Origin of the sequence: Bacillus tianshenii (genome assembly GCA_020524525.2) — a bacterium.
In the GTDB taxonomy this organism is placed as follows: domain Bacteria; phylum Bacillota; class Bacilli; order Bacillales; family Bacillaceae_N; genus Bacillus_AV.
The window spans coordinates 1,224,386-1,243,355 of the sequence record CP129018.1 but is presented as its reverse complement, the minus strand read 5'-3'; the positions used below and the strand labels follow the sequence as shown (position 1 = coordinate 1,243,355).

Below are 18,970 nucleotides of genomic sequence, written 5' to 3'. Positions count from 1 at the left end.
TCTTAAACTTTTCCCAAAACATCAAAAAAGCGTACCCGCTTTAGTTTAGATACGCTCCTGTCTCTTCAATGTTTTTAATTTATGTCTTATGATGCTTCATTCTTTGTTGGTTTATCATTGCCGGTATAAATAAATATAAAGCATAAGCAAAAGACATCCATGCAGTAAACGCAATAACCTGCGTATTATCTAATTTAGTGAAAATCAAATTGTGATTTGATAAAGAAAATGTGTCTAATGATAAACCAATAATCGTTCCAACTATTCCAAACTTTATTGGTGCATTCTTTGATTTATCAAATAAGAGATAAAGATAAGTAACACCCCACAATACAAGCCCTGTTCCCATCACTAATAATAATAAGCTTGTTGTAAAAGGTTCTGTACCGGGACTAAAGAGTACATGCTCTCCAAAAAACACAAAAAACATTGTAGCAAAGATCCAAACTAAGACACCCCATAAGAGAGTCATTAAATACCCTTTCATTACTTATCCCCCTCGTTAAGTAATTGAGTAAAAACTATAAATAGTCGTTCAAGCTCTTCATATGTTTTTTCTACTGGAAAATCTTTTTGTACCATTGCTTGTAAGGCTATCCCATCAACAATTGCATTTATGAGAATTCCCCACGTTTCCACAGAAACACCATCAAGCGGAGATTTTGACCATAAATTTAATAAATTTTTAGCTAATTCATCGTTTTCAAATTGCGTTAGCTCTCCTAATTGACTTCTTATTTTTATATTGTTAAAACTCGATACAACTAAAGTAAAAAATAGTTTATGATAAAAGGAATCATAAGAACATCGACTTTTAGCTGATTCAATTGCTTGACTAATAATATATTGATTACTTCGTTGTGAAATCTCTGACCACGAACTTTCACAAATATCTTGAACAATATCTAATAACAACTGCTCCTTCGTTTTAAAATGATAATAGATTGTTCCCTGTGTTACTCCTGCCAGCTCTGCAACTGATCGTAAGGTGAATTTGTCTATCCCATTATTAACTAAACACTCTTTTGCACTTTTAATTAAGTCTCCTTTACTAATAACATTGGGTTTTGCCAATTCGTCACCCCCTTATTAGTTATTCAACTAACTAACTTAATTACATAAAATTTACCATATTATTTTTATAATTACAATTATTTGACTCCTGTTTTATTAGCATAATGTCAAAAAAAAGGTCGTCAAAGACGACCTCAGCTTGTAGAGAAACCCTGTGTTTTTCTACAAGCTTTTTTCATGACTTTTTAAAATAGGATGATTTTTACTCTATAGAAGTGAGGATTTGAAAGAAAAATACTCCCCTTCACCTATCCATTCTGTCTGGATAGGTGAAGGGCAATCTTTTTTCATGTTCTGGCAGGCAGCTGTAAGTAATGCCTGCTCTTTTACATTTTCCAATCCCCTCAACCTGCAATAGCGAAGCCCATGCAGTTCTTTTGAATCTGCGAAGCTTCGCTCAACGGTTTCTCTTCTTTTTTGTGTAATCACTTTTCCTTCTTTGGATAAGCGATTTCGTCGGATTTGTTCTTTTCGGTCCTCCCACATGTGTCGGGTGAGAACCTTTTGATGATTTTTAGACCGTGTACAGCTTTCAAGTAATGAACACTCTTCACACTTTTTTGGATCGGATTTGTATTCGCGGTACCCTTCTCTTGTAGTGGTGCGATAGGTTAACGTTTCTCCCTGTGGACATACATAAACATTTCGTTCTTCATCAAATTTAAATTTCCACTTTGGCATAAGTCCTTTCGTCGAACTGTACCGACGATGAGCAATGACTCCAAAAATGTTACGGTCAGTTAACCCCTTACAAATCGGCATTGTTAAGTAACCAGCGTCCAGTCCCACACCTTCTAAATCAAAGCCAAACTTTTCAACCTGTAGGTCTAACCGATTCAAATAAGGAACAGAATCGTGAAGGTTGCCTGGAGTGACATGAACATCGGTAATCACATTATATTTCAGGTCAGTCGTTCTATGATCTAAATAAAAGAACCCTTCTGGCTTATTCTCACGGTATAGGTAACCACTCTCAGGATCCGTCTTACTAACGCGGATCGTTTTTGTTTCTTTCACCTCCTCTTTCGGTTTAAGGGGCTTTTTTCCATTCTGGATCCGATCCTCTTCCACAGCTTTGTTAAGTTCATCAATATAATCCCGTGTTTCTTCTTCTACTTCTTCCCGTGTAAATTGGTGTCGGTTGGCATTTGCCTTCAAATGAGTCGAATCCGTAAACAGCACTCGACCACCGACCATACGATGACTCATCGCTTGATGAACGATTTCATCAAAAATGTCTTGAAAAACCGTTGTGCCTTTGAATCGTGTACGCCGATTCCAACTAATCGTTGAATGGTGAGGAACCTTATCATTTAGATGAAGCCCTAAAAACCATCGGTAAGCGACATTTGTCTGAATTTCACGTTCAAGCTGACGTTCGGAACGAATACCATAAAAATAGCCGATAAACATCATTTTGAAAAGAACGAGAGGATCGAGAGAGGGACGCCCATTATCTTCGCAATAATAAGGACGAACTTTTTCAAGGATAAAGGAGAAATCAATATATTTATCAATTTTTCGTAAGAGATGGTCTTCTGGGACTAGCTCTTCAATATGTACAAACTCCATTTCGTATTGTCGGTCTTTATTTGTATGAAACAACCTTATCACCGCCTGTATCTTCATTTACATCTATTATAACAAATTAACGCGGTAATAAGGTAAAAAAACAGGCTGTCGAGACTTTCTCGACAGCCTGAGGTCGTCAAAGACGACCTTTTAAATATAGGTGTTAACCTTAACATCCACATTCTTTATTAAAATCAGATAATGGAGTTGTTGGTAAATTCATTGTCTTCCAAGATGCAATCCCACCACTTAATTCCTTTACCGACAAACCATTTTCTAAAAGAACAACGGCAGACTTGGATGCAGTGTTACACCAAACATCCCAACAGTAAACGATTATCTCCTTATCTTTAGGTAAATCTGATAAATGATTTAATAATTCTGCTTGGGGTATTTCTATTGCACCTTCAATTTTTTCCTTCTTTAAATCTGGTGTACCATTTCTAACATCAATAAGAAAATAATTATCAGGGTTCGCTTTTTTGGCCTGCAAGTAATCCATAGGACTAAATGTTGATTCAATTCGACTTTCAAAATATTCCATTCTATTCACTTTTATCACCCTCCCATGTATTATAAATCTTTAATAAATAACTTTTAAAACTTTCTTTTTCTTTATCATTTAATGGAAATAAAACACCTTCTTCAGACTGCCTTAACAATTCCCAACATTTTTCTAATATTTCTATACCTTTGTCTGTAATATTAAGACAATAAGTTCTTTTATCTTCAGGATTCTTAACTCTTGTAATGTAATTTAATAACTCTAACTTTTCGGCACGCTCTGCCATTGTTGTACGGTCTATTTTTAGCTCTTCTGCAATTTTTTTTTGGGACATACCTGGATTTTCATACACTTTAACTAACATTCCATATTGTCTTGCATCAATTTCAAACAACTTTAACTTATCGACAAAATCTTCCTCTAATAACTGAACAACTTTTCCTGTAAGAAATCCAAATGAATTAATAAGTTTACTCAATAGGTCACCTCCTCAAATAAAATTAATCACCTTAACTGATTATCAGTTTAACTGATTAATATTAAAATGTAAAGAAAAAATATCCACATTATCTTTTTTAATAGTCTCTGTTAAAGTTTGGTGTTTATATTTGTACAAACAACAGGACTTCCAATTATATGGAAGTCCTATACTAGATTATTGTCTTATTAAACTAACGAAGAGAAGTTATGTTAAATAAGAGTTATCTTCTATTAGTTGATTTTATTGAAATATTAGCCTATTTTTCAGTCTCAATCAGAACATCTTCAGCAATAATACAGATTTCGTTTTGAGTTGTTCTTCTACCTGACTTCCAAAGGAGTGCCCTTAGTTCAAAATTTGCTTCCTCGGTTAAATATGCTTCAGTTACATTCCAATTAAAATTAGTAACCTCTTCATCAAACTCAAAAACTTTCACACCTTTAAACGAAAGTGAAAATTCATTTTTATAACATATTGCAGTTTCATTAAAATGTATAATTAAATTGCTTTTATCGGGCTGATTATACGACACAATTCTTGCATCGTAAGGTGTATTTTCAAGTAAGTCCAATAAGTTTTTAGGTAGTAAGTGGTTTATAGAGCTGCTGTACTCAGCATAATTCTTACTTATTTCCCTTGTTTTTTCTTCAAACTTATTTATCCATTCATTTATCCTTCTTACCAGCTCAATTGACGGTTCATATGAATTAGATTGCATTAAAGTTCCATCTTCAACATGAACTAACAAATCACCCGGAAGCCATTTCATTAACCAAGGTTTTATGTTCTCAAACGCCTCTCGCATGGTCTCATTTGAGATAGAGTTGCTCTCTTTTACTTGTTCTAATAATGTAAAATACGTTAAATAGCTATAAACCTCATTTTGTTCTTCAAGTTCTTTAGTTCTATATTTCATTTTTTCTCCTCGTTAATTACGAAAGTTTTTGACTAATACCCCACACCTTTCAATAAAAACTCTTAATGAATTAGTTTCCTGTTCCAAGAAGCTGTGAAGAAGGATATAACCTTTAAATCCATTAAATCGCTGTAATCCATACTATTTACCTCTTTCTTATTGTCGATAAGAACCCGCTTGTTTAATTACATTCTTTCACAAACCTAACCCATAATCTTCATTTGTTACAGAAATGCTACCCAGTTTGTTTTCACTATGGCTAGCACTAATTATAATCCACCAGAAATTAGGTTCCTCTATTTTGTTGTAGACGATTTAGAATTGGAAATCCCCATTCTTCATTAGCAGGACTTCAGTTCCACCTTCTTTAATGCCCACTACTTTCATATCTTCGGTACCAAAGGTCACATTGGCTAACAAAAGTGAAGTATTCAGACCAGCTTCCTTCAACTCTTCCTCAGATTGGTCAATGCCATTTTGGATATTGGAGGGAGATGCATTTCCGATTCCAATATGACAGGCTGTATTTTCATCAAACAAGGTATTGTAAAAAAGAGTATCTGTCTGAGCAAGAGGAGATTTATTAGAGACTAAGGCAATTTCCCCTAGATAATGTGAACCTTCGTCTGTTTCGATGAGATTTTGTAACACTTTTTGTCCCTTTGCGGCATAATAGTCGGTAATCCGTCCTTCTTTAAAAATCAGATGAAATTCATCGATGACACTCCCACCATAGATAAGAGGTTTAGTACCTACCAATTTGCCATTCACCTTATTTTTATGGGGAGCAGTAAATATTTCTTCCGTAGGAATGTTCGGAAAGAAAGGTATTCCATTTTTATCTATGACACCCCCACCGATATAGAGATGATTTTTAGGTAGACCAACTAATAAATCAGTTCCACGGCTATTTGTAAAATGCAAGGCTTCAAATTGGCTCTCGTTTAGGATTTTTTTTCGGGACTCGAAGGCTCTATTGTGACTCTCCCAATCTTTTATAGGATTTTTTCCAGCTGCCCGAGATCCTTTTAAAATTAATTCCCATAATGATTGTAAAGCTTCTTCTTTACTTAGGTTGGGAAATACTTTAGTTGCCCATCCAACGTATGGAACAGCTAGAAGACACCAGCGTACCTCGTGGGATCTAATTTTCGCATAATAATCCCTCAATTTGGTACGAGAAGCTTTTTGGAAACGACTTATCCTTTCTGTAGAAACCTCTTTAAAGACATCTAAGTTTTCAGAAATAATATGGATGTACGCAGCACCTGCATCGTCCCACTCCTTAAAACGGGCAGCCTGCCAATCAGGAAAGTGATCGATTACACTATCTGCTGCATTTAAGTAAAATTCTTTGGTAGACTGTTCGTCTGTCCAATCTATAAATACATTTGAAGCTCCTGCCTCGTAGGCTGCCGTTTGGATTAGACGTGCAAACGTAGCATTTTGTATATCACTATGAATAATCAATAATTGATTTTTTTGCAGATTTACACCAGCTCGTACAGCAAGTTCTGCATACTTCTTTAACTGTGCTTCACTTATAAATTCATATATCCCTTTAATCATTTAATATCTCCCCTGTGATGTTCTTGTATAATTTTACAACAGAACCCTGACCTACTTAAACTAACCTGCTTTATAACGAAAGAAGCGAATACTCTAGTTAAGCATTCGCTTCCGTTTATTTAAGTATAATTTTTCACAATACCCTGCTCTTTAATCGCAATTTCAACTTAGTCCATTCTTTTTCTGGGATGTCTCTATGTTTATAATTGACAACCTTCACATTACCACCACTCGAAATTTGGAAGGTTATTGTTTCTTCACCATAAGGAGAATTATGAGCTCCTTCAAATGTCATCACTTGAACTATCACCTTAATATCACCTTCATCATTTATAATTTTAAGGACCTTTTCATCGCCTCTAAACCAAAGTTTAGACTCCCCATAATAACTTTCAACCGCCTTAAATATTGGGTTAACTAATCGTTCTATTAACGCTTCTTTAATAAATTTCTTAGGGACTGGAATCCTGTTGATTTTCTTTCTTTTAACATCCACAATCTTCCAAGTTCCTTTTAAATCCCCACTTGTTTGCTTTTCAATTGAAAAAAGAACGCCATTGACGATCCCATTGTGTAAATAAAGCACCTGTTAATTGAAGTGAAAACATTCACATAACAAGATTTCATTTGATACCAAAAAGGACTGCTTATCGCAGCCCCTTAATACAAGTATAAATTACTATTTTATTAAGTGTTCTATTTTAGTTCGTACACTATTTAATACATCTGTGTTCACTTTGCCAAACCTTTTTCTGATAATTCCTTTTGAAAGTGTATATACTTTGTCAGCTCTCACTGCTGATGTAACTTTAAGAGTACCTTCGTCTAAGTTTTTTTGTTCAATTACCACTGAATAATCAAGATCTTTTAATTGTGATGTAATAGCAACAACAAGAATATCATCAGTCGCATAATTATAATCATCGTTTGAAATAACAAGAACAGGACGTTGTTTTCTATTGGATAAGTCACTGAATGGCACTGGAATTAAAACAATATCACCTTGTTTATACATCATTCCAAACCTCATCATCTATATCATTATCCCAAAAATCAATGCTACTTTCACTCGCTTTTGTTAAATCTTCTGATAGATTTGTTTCTGCTTTTGCCTTTAAATATTCAGCAAAGTCTAAAATTTTATCGACTTCTTGCTCTGGAATTTCATTAATAATTTTAAGTAATCGTTCCCTTGCAGTATTCATGTTGTTAATCACCTCTTCCATGAATATTTTATCTAATTATATCATTTTGGATTATTTCAAACCATTGGTGTTTAATTAATGCCTCCGTTAACGAAAGAAGGCAGCATAAATTATAAACCCTAATACCAATACCAGAATAAGTATTCCAGCACCCTTCCAGCCTAACCCACCCACTAAATCAAAGAGATTACTCCCATGCACGCTACTAGAAGGATTGTTTAACTCACTTTGTCTTAGTCTCTCTTCTTTCTTTAGGAGTTTCTTTATCTTTACTCATCCTCATCTCCCCTTTTTGCATTAACCTGCTCTATAACGAAATAAGCGAATACCCTTGTTAAACATATTTGCCCCCGCTAGTGCAAATAGTAAGCTATTTTATATCCTGAATCTTCTTCAATTCCACATCTTGTGATATTTCCAACTTATTCTTCTTTTTAATAAAATCATTGCTACCCAAAGGACCAAATACTTCTACCGACTTATAATTTAATATCCAAAAATTCACGTCATCTTTATTAGGAATTTTATAACCATTACTACTATCAGGGTCTTCTTTCAAACCGACCTGTTTTGCAAGGATATAATTATCGTTCCAAGCAACCTCTGTAACTTTAGTCGGGATAACTTCGCTTCCCCAAATATCTTCATTCTTTTTAAGAGCAATTTTCATTTCATGTGCTGATGTTCTTATAACTGAGTAATCTCCTGGTAGGTCAACACTATAATCTGCCGTTCCTGGACACTATGTTAATATTAGTAAATACAGTAAAAATAATAATAAATAATGAAATATTTTTATTTTAGGCATTAACCCTCTACTTTCGTACTTCTAGATACGCTCACCGTTAAAAAATAAATACTAAAATGGATAAAACCAATGCAATAATTGCAAAAAGAAACCGAACAAATACATTTCTTATTTCTTGCTCTCCCTTTGCTTTCTTCATATCTCTTCTGTAATCAAACCAACTAAAAACAGTAAAAATGAAAATATAAATCACCAATAGAAGTTGTAGAAAAATTAAGTTCCCCTCCTTGATACTAATTCACCATAAAAACCCAAAATATTATTAAACTAAAGAAGCATATAACGAAAGAAGCAAATACTCTTGTTAAGCATTCGCCCCCGTTAATACAATAGGGATAAACATTTCGTAACAACAAGAACAGGCCCACCAAGCGGTTTCATCAACCAAATCAGTGGGTCCCTACATTGCTTCATCACCGTATAATATTTTCTTTTACTTTTACTATCCGGTATCTTTTCGTCATCATCAAAATGTAGTTTTGATTACTATGCAGTGTAGATGTATTTAAGAATGTACAGAAAATAAGCCCATCACCTTTTAAGGCATTAAGCAGACTCAGATGTTTTTTATTATTTGAAGGTTATATTACTTATTTCTAAGTCGTTGATCATTCAACATACGTTCATAAGCTTTACTGTTTTTAAATCTTTCTGGGTCTTTTTTTATGCCTTCAATAATTTTTTCTCGCTGCTTATTAGACATTTGCTCCATTGATTTTTTACGTTCTTGAGCAAGATATTCAAATTCTGAAAATAATGGTGAAGTAATATGCTGAGGTTTATTAGGGTCAAATCTACCCTCTTTATGCACTAAGGTGTTATTCCATGATTCTTGTCTAGCCGATTTAATAATAGTAACTAAGACTAATCCTTGAAGATTCAAAAAAACGTAGTATGAATCATGATCATGGCTGATAAATGTATAACCAAAAACACTACCTCCAAAAACAGTATGTAAGTTTAAATCAGCCATATCTTCTGAAGCTGTTTCTATAGGATTGAAAAAGAATACATGATTTTCTATATCCCTTAAATCTTGACTTTCTCCTAATAAATAGCCCCGCATAACTTTTTCAGCATGAATTAACACATCTAATCTGAAGGGATCAATATTCTGTTCTGACACAAATCCGATAATGTCCAAATACAAATTTCGCCAGTTCACAGAGGTTATAAATCGGTTAAACCAAGGACCGTACTCGAATTCTTGTAACGTCCCTGACTGATATTTATGATAAATTGTGTTTGCAAAAGTTGTTTCATCTTGATTAAACAAATCCTCACATTCCCCACATAGCATTTGTTGCTTGTCACCATCTTGTATTTTTCTATTTGGCTCACTCATTAATCGCATATTACCAGTAGGAGAATTCTTTTTCATGCTACGATAAACGAATTTCGGAATTATATGACTTAATTCTAAAGTGGTATCTTTATTACACAAAGCACATTCCATACTAAACACCCCTAATCTTCACTCTATAGCAATGTAAACTGTCGACATCTATTAAATTTAGTTTAACAAAATTCCCAGTAAATAGAAGGTGTTTCTTATAAATTTGTTGAATTTTGTAAAAAAAGGAGGGAGGTGTAATAATGGCAAACAAAGATAATCAATACGTTGTAAGACACGGAGATAAATGGGCAGTTCGTGGTAAAAACAAATCAAGGGTAGCAAAAACATTCGATACTCAAAGGGATGCTATAAGTTATGGAAGAGAACGGGCCAAAAGCAACAGTTCAGAATTAAGGATTCAAGGAAAAAATGGTAAGTTTCGTGATTCAGACAGCTATGGGAATGACCCAAACCCACCAAGTATCTGTATAGAATCCTATACGTCAACTCGGTGGGTTACTATGTTAACTCTTTATACATCTTCTCATAATTTAACCATTGTAGTTTTAAGTTCATATTCAACTACATCCGGAATGACTGAAGCACATCCAGTTAAAGTGTAATAAAACTCTTGTAAAACCTTTTTATTTTTCTTCACCTGATCCAGTTCAATATCAAATACTAAAAAGTAATGTGAATCTTTCATTCTACATACTGGCAGAAGTTCAAATAGTATAAATGGATCGTAATGATAAGGTACAAAAATTTCAAATGAAGCTGATACTAACAATGCTTCTTGAGTCCATAACGGATGAACTAGCTTTTTAGTAAGATACCAGCCCTCCGGCATCAATTGAACATATGTGTTTCCTGACTCCTTATGAACATGTATTAAGCCTAATTGCCTGGATTGGTCAAATTCTATAGCAGTGTCTGAAATAACAGTCATATCAACCCATTCATCAGGTTTCTGTTGGTATTTGGAGATTTTTTGTAAAAACAAAATACCTCTACTTCCAACTTGCTTCTCATAAAAGCTTTCTAAAACCTTGTCTATTGTTTGCTTTTTCCATTTACTATAAGCAGGTACATTAAGTTCATAAAGATGTTTAGTTCTCTTGAGAAATCCATAATTAACTAAAATATTAATTACTTTCCAAACTGTTTCCTTGTCCATGATTAACTCTTCTGTCAAAAGCCGAACATTACGATCATTTTTTCTCTGAGTTAATTTTACATTCTGCTCTCTTTCAAAGTAATTAAGTAATAAAACACATTTTAAGAAAAAGCTATGGTTAGTACCTTCACTTATTGATGAAAAAGTTTTAACAAACATCGATCTTGACCACTGAATTAAACAATCTTTCAAATCAACTGGAAGCTCTCCCTCAACAAGTATTCCGTAATCATTAAATAACTGTGCTTGTTCATTATTAATTGGCTTTTGAATATGTGCAAAAAGAAGTAAGTCATTTATAGTCTTTTCACCAAAGCTTTGTATCACACGATGAAACTTTTTTGAATCTTGATAAAATGCTGCGATATCCTTAGCAATCCATGCCTTCGTGGCACCCTTAAATGGTTCGATTCTTAGCTTATCCAATATTTCATTTACCTGTTCTCGGCTTAATTGCGAAAGGGCTTCTTTATGATTCAAAAAACTCACCCCTATCCACTAACTCCTCAAATGTAAGAATTCGATAATGAAATCCATAATTGATAAGTTTTCGTCTTCTTTTGGAATAATGTCTTTCCTCATCCGTATTTAATGAAACGAGTGAATACAATACAGCATCTTCTTTCCATTCTTCTGCAGGCAGTAATTTCCCGATCCGGAGATATTCTTCCCTTACAGACCCTTGTTGATGGGATAAGGCAATCATCACTTCAACCATGGAAAGTGTCATATTTTCAATAAGTTTTGAGGATGTTATTAATTTATCAATCTCTCTACTGTTAAATGAACCTATAAGGTATTGTTGCTTTTCTTCACCTAACTGATTCATCAATGTATCTATTTCAATTAGTTCACTACACGTTGTTGTAACCTCATTGAAATAAGAAACAACCAATAATCTTTTTGCTTTCTCTTTTTTTAATAAAATTGATAACGCCTTATATTTGTTAGAATTTAAAGTGTCTGGATTTACTTTCTTGTTATGATCTCTAGCAATATAATCACGCCGCTCATCTGGTGGTAAAGGAATTTTAACTTCTACGCACCTCACAGGAACTTGGTATCCTCGGTTTACCAGGGATCGGTGTAGTACTTCATACCACCTTGGCCCAATTAATGCAAAAACAAGATGGCCATTGCCATCAGATCTTGCTAGAGTTGATGCTAAAGCTAATTTATTCGTTGCTTGAATATCTGCTGTTCTTTCATGTGTTGGCGTTGGAAGTTTATGAGCATCATCATATATCACAAAACCAAAACCCTCCAAATCCTCTACGTGATCAGCAAGATTTTCATATGTTCCAATTGTAATTGGTTTTAAGCTTTTGTCTTCCTTACTAAAGAATGTAATATTGCTCTCAGACAGGTCTGTCTTTTCAATGAGTTCACCTTTCCACTTCTCTGCCCTATGTTTATCCTCGACAATTATTAGTGTTGATGTTTTTAATGCCTCAATGATTTTAATTCCGACTAGGATTTTTCCTGAGTTCGGTGGCATAATTATCGTTCCACTACCACCAACTTGATGGTTAAAAGTTAAATACGACTCAACTGCAGCATGCTGGTAATCCAATAGTTGAAGGTTTATGCTGGTAATATCTAATTCCTCTCCAACTTCATAAACAATATCTTTTGCAAATAATTCCTGCTCAAAGAGTAGTTTCTTAATCTCTTTTCTGTACCGAGATTTAAACAATAAAGTCTTCGGATCTGGATGACATACGATTTTACTTTGAATTCCCTCAATGGCTTTAATTTCGCTTATTAACTCTTCCGTTCTTGCCTGTAATTGCAAACGATCATCATCCATGGAAAATTGTAATGCTCCAAAATGGTTCATATTCTTTTTAATTGTCTCTTTTAACGAATCTGGTACTACATTTTGAGATTGTTGCTCTAAGAAGCGAATAATATAATCTACTTCTACTCCTTTTGCTTTTGCAGTCCATAACGCGTATGGGGTTAAAGCATAGGTATGGACTTGCTCGGGTGCTTGAATTAAATCTGCGAATTCAATTAACTCCTGACCGAGTTCTCCTTTTTCATCTAAACCTTCCAACAAATAAATATTCCTGCTGTCAGGATGAATGATCAATGGTTTTTTATACACTTCACCACTTCCTCATTTTGATATTGTCTTTAGGTAATCAATTAATATATAAATAATAGAAGAAACTAACTCTACTGTTGATTGAATCAAATAGGGGTAGAGCTTTCCGAATGCAAACACAAAATAGAATAATAAAAAAGTAAAAATGTAGAGTAATATGTCCTCTGAAAAACTACCTGTTTTGTATGTAAAGGGGAGATTCGGACGGACTGGTTTAAATGGGGCTAGAATAGGAATGCTTCGTCCTGAAAATAAGTCTCCAATTAAGTGAAACAGGTATCCTAAGGAAATGCCAACTGTTAAGAAAGATGGGTAGATTAAAAAAACAACTGATACAAGCATCCATGCAAATAAACTATGTGTCATTCCTCGATGTCCATATCTTTGTTTAACATATTTAGAAAGGCCAAAGGATCTACGACCGATGAATGATCGCAGTTCATCGATATCCGGCAGCAAGCTACCAAAACATATCCCAATTACATATCCAATATGAAAAGGATAATTTAACATAATTGCCAAACCAGCACCTGCTGTTAACGAGCTTACGATGTGTGTTTTATAACGCAATATAACCAAGCTCCCCATATGATTTTATTTTATGGATATGCTTGGTTATTTATGGATATAACTTTTTACTATATATGTTCAAAGGAAAGGTCACTTCTCTCCTCCCTCAGATATAGTGCTTGTTTTATTATGAAAAAATAAACATCCCACCAAGCAGCTGTATAGTAAACTATACGAACAACTCAGTGGGTTCCTTCATTACTTCTTCACCATATAATATTTATGCTTTCTTTGACGTTCCGGCAACAATTTCTTCTGCAGCTTCCCCACTTCGATTAGTGGTAGTACAATGTTTTTTCGGAAATAGGAAGGTGATATTTTCATCACCGTGTTCATAAACTCCAAGATTTCCCCCCACAGCCGCGGTTTTTCACAATACTCCATTAAGGCGGTTACCTCTGGCCCTTTCATAAATTCTGCTTGCTTTTCCTTTCGTTTAGATCGGCGTCTCGCTTTCTTTTCCTCTAAGAGCTGATGTCGATAGCTTTCATATCTTTCAGCCGTAGACCAATCTATTCCCATACAAAAATGGTAAAGTACCTTCCGTCCTTATAGACCGTAGCTTTCTCTACAAACTGCGAGTAAAGTTCTGCAGGGAAACTCTCCTTTCGAAGTAGACCCCATGATTCGATAAAGATAAAAAACTATATATAGAATTACAAACAACATCAAAACACTATATACTGTATCTAAACCATCTTTTTTATCTTTATATAATGATGTTTTTGCAAAAATAGATACTATGCTGTTTAGATAGTAATGAGCAAATAAAAAAAGCCCACCACCTATTTAAGTGATGAGCTAAAAACGAGTTTCTTCTATAATATAAGACAACGCTATTTTTCGTTCCTCTTTAAATCATAATAAAAGCACCTGCCAAAATGACAGGTGCTAGCACGATAAACTTAAGCGAAGTATGACCCCGCTATTGCAAACCGGGCGAACCGATTTTTTCCTTAGATAAAATACTACACTAATTAACTTACGAAGTCAATCAGTTTTTTAAAGTATTTATACACTGAAATTAAGGAATCTTGATTATCATATGCATTTTTAAGCCGTTTTGTGCGTTCCAATAATTTCCTAAAATCTCCATAACGTGCAGTTTTTATACCATCACTATTAATATAAGTATAATGAACATAAATAAGTGCAGTCAAGTCATGTACCTTCCGATTAGAAAGCCTTTTTTTCCTCGCTTGAGATGACAACCCCGGAATCACTTTTGTAAAAATGGTAATCGGTTTTATAACCTTTTGAGGATCAATCTGCCCATTTTTAGTTATATCCATCAAAATAGGACTATTGTGAGCAGCTGTGTTACGTATGTTTTTTACATACCTTAGTACTTGCTGTATTTCTTTGTATGCAGGTGGCTTGTTTTTCCGACGATAATAATACTCCACAAACTTTACGAAAGCACCAAAAGTCATAACTTCAAATAATACCCAAATAGGTGGATTTTCATGATGCTTTTCATATAAACCATAATTATAATGACTTTCTTTATTTAAAGCTTTCATATAATCATCAATAGAGCTATTGTCATGCGCTAAGTAATCAGTCACAATACTATAGCCATCTTCAGAAGATTCATTAGTTATATTCGTAAGAATTTGTGTTTTAACTGCATGCTCTATATCTAGACACATTTGTAATACTAAATAACGAAGCCTCATATCAATAGTGGCAAGGTCTTGCAATAGTTTAAAATCTAAATTGACATACTTATCATATTTATTCTTTTCAAAGTTCTTTCTATAAGCAGTAATTTTGTAGAAGTAATTTGATGTTTGGAGAATGTCTTTTGCTTCGTCTTTAGTAATTAGATCAAATTTCACATTCTTCTGATCTAGGTGTTTAATCATCTCATCAAAGCTTAATTTCTTTTTTAAAATTTTCTGTGTGCTTTGTTCCATCCCAGCTCACCTCCCCCTTTAAATATGAGGTAGTCCATAACTATCATATCTTAAGGAGTTGGAATTGGGAAGGCTTGTATTATTTGCTTTATAATAATAAAGAATATGCATTCATCTAGATTTTTATTCTTTGATACGACTGTTCAACAAAAAATATTGTTCTATATACCTTCATCCTGCTCCTTCTCCATCTACTCCTCACGAATCTGCGAAACGTGTTTTCCTAGTATCTGGATCTATGTCAAGAAAACGGACACGGTAAACATAGAAAAATAGCTTAGCTACCTTTCTGCTGCTTATAATACTGCTTTTCAAACGCAATGGGAGATTGATAGTTGATCGCTGAGTGAATCCGTTTGTAATTATAAAAACTCTCAATGTAAGTAAAGATGCTTTTCTTGGCTTCTTCCCGTGTTCGATAATTCTGATGAAAGATTAGTTCTTTTTTGAGAACGCTGTGAAAGGATTCAATGCACGCATTGTCGTAACAGTTGCCTTTTCTACTCATACTGGTACGGATGCCAAAGCCTCTTAAAAGAGCTTGGTATTCATTTGAGGCATACTGGCTTCCACGACCGGAATGATGAATGAGTCCTTCTTGGATTTTTTGCTTCCCAAGCGCACGCCTTAAAGCTGTAATCACTAACTCCTTCGTCATTCGTTTATCCATCTGCCAGCCGATAATTCGTCTAGAAAACAAGTCCATCACAGTCGCTAAATACAGCCAGCCTTCTTTTGTCCAAATATAAGTAATATCAGCTACCCAAATTTCACCAGGCATTTCAGCTTGAAACTGCTGATTAAGAAGGTTCGGATAAACAGGGAAAGAGTGTTTTGAATTGGTTGTCGCTTTATATTTCTTCACCGTTTTTGAGCGTAAGTCATTCTCGCTCATAATGCGTGAAACCGTCTTTTGCGACACCGAAATCCCACGGTTATGCAGCACTCTTGTAACCTTTGGACTGCCATATACACAACCTGATTGAATGTGCGCTTGCTTAATTTGACTTGTAAGCTTTTCTTTTCGGATCTTCTGTTCACTTTTTGGACGATTCCTCCAAGCATAGAAGCCACTTTTCGATACACCTAAAACAAGGCACATCTTCGCTACACGAAATTCGTGTCGGTGCTCTTCAATGAAGCCATAAATTACTTCCGGTCTTTTGCGAAGATGCCCATAGCCTTTTTTAAGATCGCATTCTCTTCTTCCAGGTCACGCAGGCGTTTTTGTAAATCATGGACAGCTTGGTCTTCTGGCTTGCGGTTTCCACTGCCAACGAATCCTTTTTCTTGGTCAGTCCGGTATTTTTTCACCCAGTTGTGGAGGGTTTGTTCGGCGATATCTAGTTCTCTTGCCACATGTGCAATTTTTTTACCATCCTCCTCCACCATACGAACGGCATACAATTTAAATTCTTTGTCATATTGTTTTCTCATGCTGGACACTCCCGTAATTAGATTAGGTTCATTATAACTGAAATCCCATTTCGGTGTGTCCGTTATTTAGACTAGCATCATTCCGATAACGAGAAATATAATCGATTCTCTAAATCTCCTACCTCTATCACCTCAAATCACTTCTTTTTCGTAAAAAACCTGTTTACTGTTGGCTATTCAAAAAAATAATTTTTAAAAAAATTGTGGGTGGATTGTGGGTACGGGCCAAAAATCGCTTATTTTTACCATTCCCCAATAAATGTAAAAACCCCTCGACGACTACAGCGCCAAGGGATCCGAGATTTTAATATGAAGTTAGATATTGCTCGCGTTCCCAAGGGTGAACTTGTGTGCGGAATATGATTGTCCTATATAAAACAATTTATTTAATCTCTCAAAACCCGCTATATCAAGGTTCTTGAAAAATAGCTAATTAAACTTTTTTATTTCTTTTTAAACATAGGGGGCACAATGGGGGCACATTTGGGGGCAACATCTACTCTGCAATTACTATAGAAAAAACCCTACTGCCCGCCCTTCCGAACTTTAATTGCTAAGTTTTTGATAAAGTCTCACCACTACAGATGCAGCTTCCTCTCGTGTAATTGCCTCTTGGGGCCGAGTTCCATCAAACAGGCCAAGTTCTTTTGCTTGCTTCCATGACTCCTCAGCCCATTTACTCGGCTTTTGATTCTTTACTTCACTCACACCTTTCACCTCCTTCAATAAGTGTTCAGGGCGCTTTCCAGCTTTTAAGTCTTGCCAAGTTAGACCTCCTGTCAATTGCAAATGAGGATAGTCTTTAAAGTTCTCCCAATCACCACCCCAGCTAAATCCAAGTGATTTGCCAATAGCAGCAACTCGTTTCCATTTGTCATTTACGGTCCATAATGCTCGTTGGCCATCACTACTTACAAGGCAATAATCGATAGCCAGACCATAATTGTGGACTGACTGTCCTGGCTTCGCATTGCTGACGACTGACTTGCTTGGGTTGCCATAATCTTTGCCGTTGTACCAGAACGACTTGCGCCCCTGGCCGTAAATACGAGCTTGGTCTTCAAATGAGCGTAACCCCGATGAAATTTGCAACAAAATTCCTTCTGAGTATGCTTGTTTAATAAGTTGAATTGCTTTCTGCTTAACAACCGGATGCACCGCCCCCATGTTACGAACGCTACGGTCGATCAGTGTTTCTACTGATACAGTCATTTTTTCATCTCCTTTGTAACACCTGTTCTTGGATTGAAGATTTCAAATAACCCTGTGGAAGCTAAACCAGCAAACCCTCCAGCCCATAATCGAACCACTAGTTCAAGCTCTGTATATGGGTAAGCTGCAGCTCCCACGGCAAGACCTAGTATAGTTGCTATTAACGGCACATAGTTCTTCGGCAAAGGAAATGTTATTTTAGCTAACTGCATTAAAGCTATGACAGTTGGCAGCATAATCGATGCAAAAGATAGAGTTTCTTCCATATTAATAACCTCCACTCAAAAATTTATTTAATGCTGCGAGCAATTGAAAAAGCCACGGCGAGGCTGCCGTGACTGTCAATCCAATAATCCATTTTCGATTTTGCTTTCGTTCCTTTTCAGTATCTGCAACAATCTGTGCTGCTTCCTCAGCTTTAGCGCATGCCTCATTTGCCATTTCAAGAGCTTCACGGCTGCGTTCATCAGCTTCCTTTGCAATACTTGTTTTTTCCTCTAATTTGCTAATCCGCTGGTCCAAACGATTCAAAGTCTGCGTCATTCCCCTCATCTCGTCGTATATCTCACGGAAGCCAATAGTTACTCCGTTTTGATGGTCCAACCTTGCACCTCCTTCTAAGCCATAAAAAATACACCTGCTGGTTGCAGGTGCTTGTTAGACAATTCCCCCAAATGAAAAAATCCCTTTTATAATTACTTTTACATTTTTAATAATTCAATGAGATTAAACCTAACTTTTGCATTTCTTCAAATTTCTTTTTACCTTTAGAAGTAATTTCCCAAACCCCTTTTTTCCCATTTCTAACGAGACCGGTTTCCTTTAAAGTATTATGCTTTGCAGCTCTAACTCGAGCTTTCCACATACTTTCTCCACTATCATACTTCAAATTTTTTTGTTCTTCGGTAATCCCCATTTTCTCTTCTAATTTAGAATAAACAACACTTAAATCAATTCTACCTTCTCTATACATTAACGCTAGTAAATGATACGCAATTCTTCCTTGTTCCGGAAGTTTAACTTCTTTTGTTTCCATAAAATAATTCCCCCCATTAAAATTCAACATTTAATTAACTTTA

22 protein-coding genes and 2 pseudogenes are annotated in these 18,970 nt (G+C 35.1%); 1 reads left to right on the top strand and 23 read right to left on the bottom strand.

Annotation, left to right across the window (positions count from 1 at the left end; translation table 11 throughout):
• Nucleotides 1-79: 79 nt before the first annotated feature.
• The 13 genes and pseudogenes from LC040_06240 to LC040_06180 form a co-directional block, all read right to left on the bottom strand.
• Entirely contained in the window at nucleotides 80-487 is a 408-nt protein-coding gene (locus tag LC040_06240) for a DUF5367 family protein (protein ID WLR52496.1), read from the bottom strand.
• Nucleotides 487-1,074 (bottom strand): TetR/AcrR family transcriptional regulator, encoded by a 588-nt coding sequence (locus LC040_06235; GenBank protein WLR52495.1) that lies wholly within the window; start codon nucleotides 1,072-1,074, stop codon nucleotides 487-489. Before LC040_06235 ends, LC040_06240 begins: the two co-directional genes overlap by 1 nt.
• Nucleotides 1,075-1,322: 248 nt before the next feature.
• Nucleotides 1,323-2,685, bottom strand: a protein-coding gene (locus tag LC040_06230; GenBank protein ID WLR53211.1) for an IS1182 family transposase whose coding sequence is annotated in 2 segments (ribosomal slippage) — nucleotides 1,323-1,361 and nucleotides 1,363-2,685 — 1,362 coding nt in all. Because the reading frame shifts where the segments join, the coding sequence is not laid out codon by codon here.
• A gap of 130 nt (nucleotides 2,686-2,815) precedes the next feature.
• A complete protein-coding gene (locus LC040_06225) occupies nucleotides 2,816-3,190 on the bottom strand; it encodes a rhodanese-like domain-containing protein (GenBank protein WLR53210.1) in 375 nt (124 codons plus the stop codon).
• 1 nt (nucleotide 3,191) lies between these two features.
• Nucleotides 3,192-3,629 carry a MarR family transcriptional regulator gene (locus LC040_06220; GenBank protein ID WLR52494.1) on the bottom strand — a complete coding sequence of 146 codons (438 nt, stop codon included), beginning with the start codon at nucleotides 3,627-3,629 and terminating at the stop codon, nucleotides 3,192-3,194.
• 259 nt (nucleotides 3,630-3,888) lie between these two features.
• Nucleotides 3,889-4,548: a DUF4085 family protein gene (locus LC040_06215; GenBank protein ID WLR52493.1), complete on the bottom strand. Its 660-nt coding sequence runs from the start codon at nucleotides 4,546-4,548 to the stop codon at nucleotides 3,889-3,891.
• Nucleotides 4,549-4,863: 315 nt separating this feature from the next.
• Complete coding sequence (locus tag LC040_06210; GenBank protein ID WLR52492.1) at nucleotides 4,864-6,117, bottom strand: aminopeptidase; 1,254 nt, start codon at nucleotides 6,115-6,117, stop codon at nucleotides 4,864-4,866.
• Between the two features lie 133 nt (nucleotides 6,118-6,250).
• Nucleotides 6,251-6,670, bottom strand: a pseudogene (locus LC040_06205) (DUF3888 domain-containing protein).
• A gap of 126 nt (nucleotides 6,671-6,796) precedes the next feature.
• The gene (locus LC040_06200) at nucleotides 6,797-7,135 is read right to left on the bottom strand and encodes a type II toxin-antitoxin system PemK/MazF family toxin (GenBank protein ID WLR52491.1); all 339 of its coding nucleotides are present in this window, start codon (nucleotides 7,133-7,135) and stop codon (nucleotides 6,797-6,799) included.
• The gene (locus tag LC040_06195; protein ID WLR52490.1) at nucleotides 7,125-7,322 is read right to left on the bottom strand and encodes a DUF2281 domain-containing protein; all 198 of its coding nucleotides are present in this window, start codon (nucleotides 7,320-7,322) and stop codon (nucleotides 7,125-7,127) included. Before LC040_06195 ends, LC040_06200 begins: the two co-directional genes overlap by 11 nt.
• 87 nt (nucleotides 7,323-7,409) lie before the next feature.
• Nucleotides 7,410-7,599, bottom strand: a pseudogene (locus LC040_06190) (DUF6366 family protein).
• A 93-nt stretch (nucleotides 7,600-7,692) separates the two neighbouring features.
• Entirely contained in the window at nucleotides 7,693-7,992 is a 300-nt protein-coding gene (locus LC040_06185; GenBank protein WLR52489.1) for a DUF3997 domain-containing protein, read from the bottom strand.
• Between the two features lie 724 nt (nucleotides 7,993-8,716).
• Complete coding sequence (locus LC040_06180; GenBank protein WLR52488.1) at nucleotides 8,717-9,586, bottom strand: hypothetical protein; 870 nt, start codon at nucleotides 9,584-9,586, stop codon at nucleotides 8,717-8,719.
• A 140-nt stretch (nucleotides 9,587-9,726) separates the two neighbouring features.
• Here LC040_06180 and LC040_06175 point away from each other — a divergent pair, with 140 nt between their 5' ends.
• Nucleotides 9,727-10,089, top strand: a complete 363-nt coding sequence (locus LC040_06175; protein WLR52487.1) for a DUF2188 domain-containing protein — start codon at nucleotides 9,727-9,729, stop codon at nucleotides 10,087-10,089.
• Here the strand turns inward: LC040_06175 and LC040_06170 are convergent.
• The 10 genes from LC040_06170 to LC040_06125 all read right to left on the bottom strand — a co-directional run bounded on the left by LC040_06170 (nucleotide 10,011) and on the right by LC040_06125 (nucleotide 18,927).
• Nucleotides 10,011-11,123, bottom strand: coding sequence for a hypothetical protein (locus LC040_06170; GenBank protein ID WLR52486.1), 1,113 nt, complete (start codon nucleotides 11,121-11,123; stop codon nucleotides 10,011-10,013). The genes LC040_06175 and LC040_06170 overlap by 79 nt on opposite strands.
• The gene (locus tag LC040_06165) at nucleotides 11,113-12,753 is read right to left on the bottom strand and encodes a helicase-associated domain-containing protein (protein WLR52485.1); all 1,641 of its coding nucleotides are present in this window, start codon (nucleotides 12,751-12,753) and stop codon (nucleotides 11,113-11,115) included. The genes LC040_06170 and LC040_06165 overlap by 11 nt, the downstream gene beginning before the upstream one ends.
• Before the next feature lie 12 nt (nucleotides 12,754-12,765).
• Nucleotides 12,766-13,323, bottom strand: coding sequence for a metal-dependent hydrolase (locus tag LC040_06160; protein WLR52484.1), 558 nt, complete (start codon nucleotides 13,321-13,323; stop codon nucleotides 12,766-12,768).
• Nucleotides 13,324-13,521: 198 nt separating this feature from the next.
• Nucleotides 13,522-13,668, bottom strand: coding sequence for a hypothetical protein (locus tag LC040_06155; GenBank protein WLR52483.1), 147 nt, complete (start codon nucleotides 13,666-13,668; stop codon nucleotides 13,522-13,524).
• A 632-nt stretch (nucleotides 13,669-14,300) separates the two neighbouring features.
• Nucleotides 14,301-15,242, bottom strand: coding sequence for an Abi family protein (locus LC040_06150; protein WLR52482.1), 942 nt, complete (start codon nucleotides 15,240-15,242; stop codon nucleotides 14,301-14,303).
• A 277-nt stretch (nucleotides 15,243-15,519) separates the two neighbouring features.
• Nucleotides 15,520-16,679, bottom strand: a protein-coding gene (locus LC040_06145; protein ID WLR52481.1) for an IS3 family transposase whose coding sequence is annotated in 2 segments (ribosomal slippage) — nucleotides 15,520-16,421 and nucleotides 16,421-16,679 — 1,161 coding nt in all. Because the reading frame shifts where the segments join, the coding sequence is not laid out codon by codon here.
• A 546-nt stretch (nucleotides 16,680-17,225) separates the two neighbouring features.
• Entirely contained in the window at nucleotides 17,226-17,891 is a 666-nt protein-coding gene (locus LC040_06140; protein ID WLR52480.1) for a M15 family metallopeptidase, read from the bottom strand.
• A complete protein-coding gene (locus LC040_06135) occupies nucleotides 17,888-18,157 on the bottom strand; it encodes a holin (GenBank protein ID WLR52479.1) in 270 nt (89 codons plus the stop codon). Before LC040_06135 ends, LC040_06140 begins: the two co-directional genes overlap by 4 nt.
• Nucleotide 18,158: 1 nt before the next feature.
• Nucleotides 18,159-18,494 (bottom strand): hypothetical protein, encoded by a 336-nt coding sequence (locus LC040_06130; GenBank protein ID WLR52478.1) that lies wholly within the window; start codon nucleotides 18,492-18,494, stop codon nucleotides 18,159-18,161.
• A gap of 106 nt (nucleotides 18,495-18,600) precedes the next feature.
• On the bottom strand, nucleotides 18,601-18,927 hold the full coding sequence (locus tag LC040_06125; GenBank protein ID WLR52477.1) for a winged helix-turn-helix domain-containing protein: 327 nt from the start codon (nucleotides 18,925-18,927) through the stop codon (nucleotides 18,601-18,603).
• Nucleotides 18,928-18,970 lie beyond the last annotated feature (43 nt).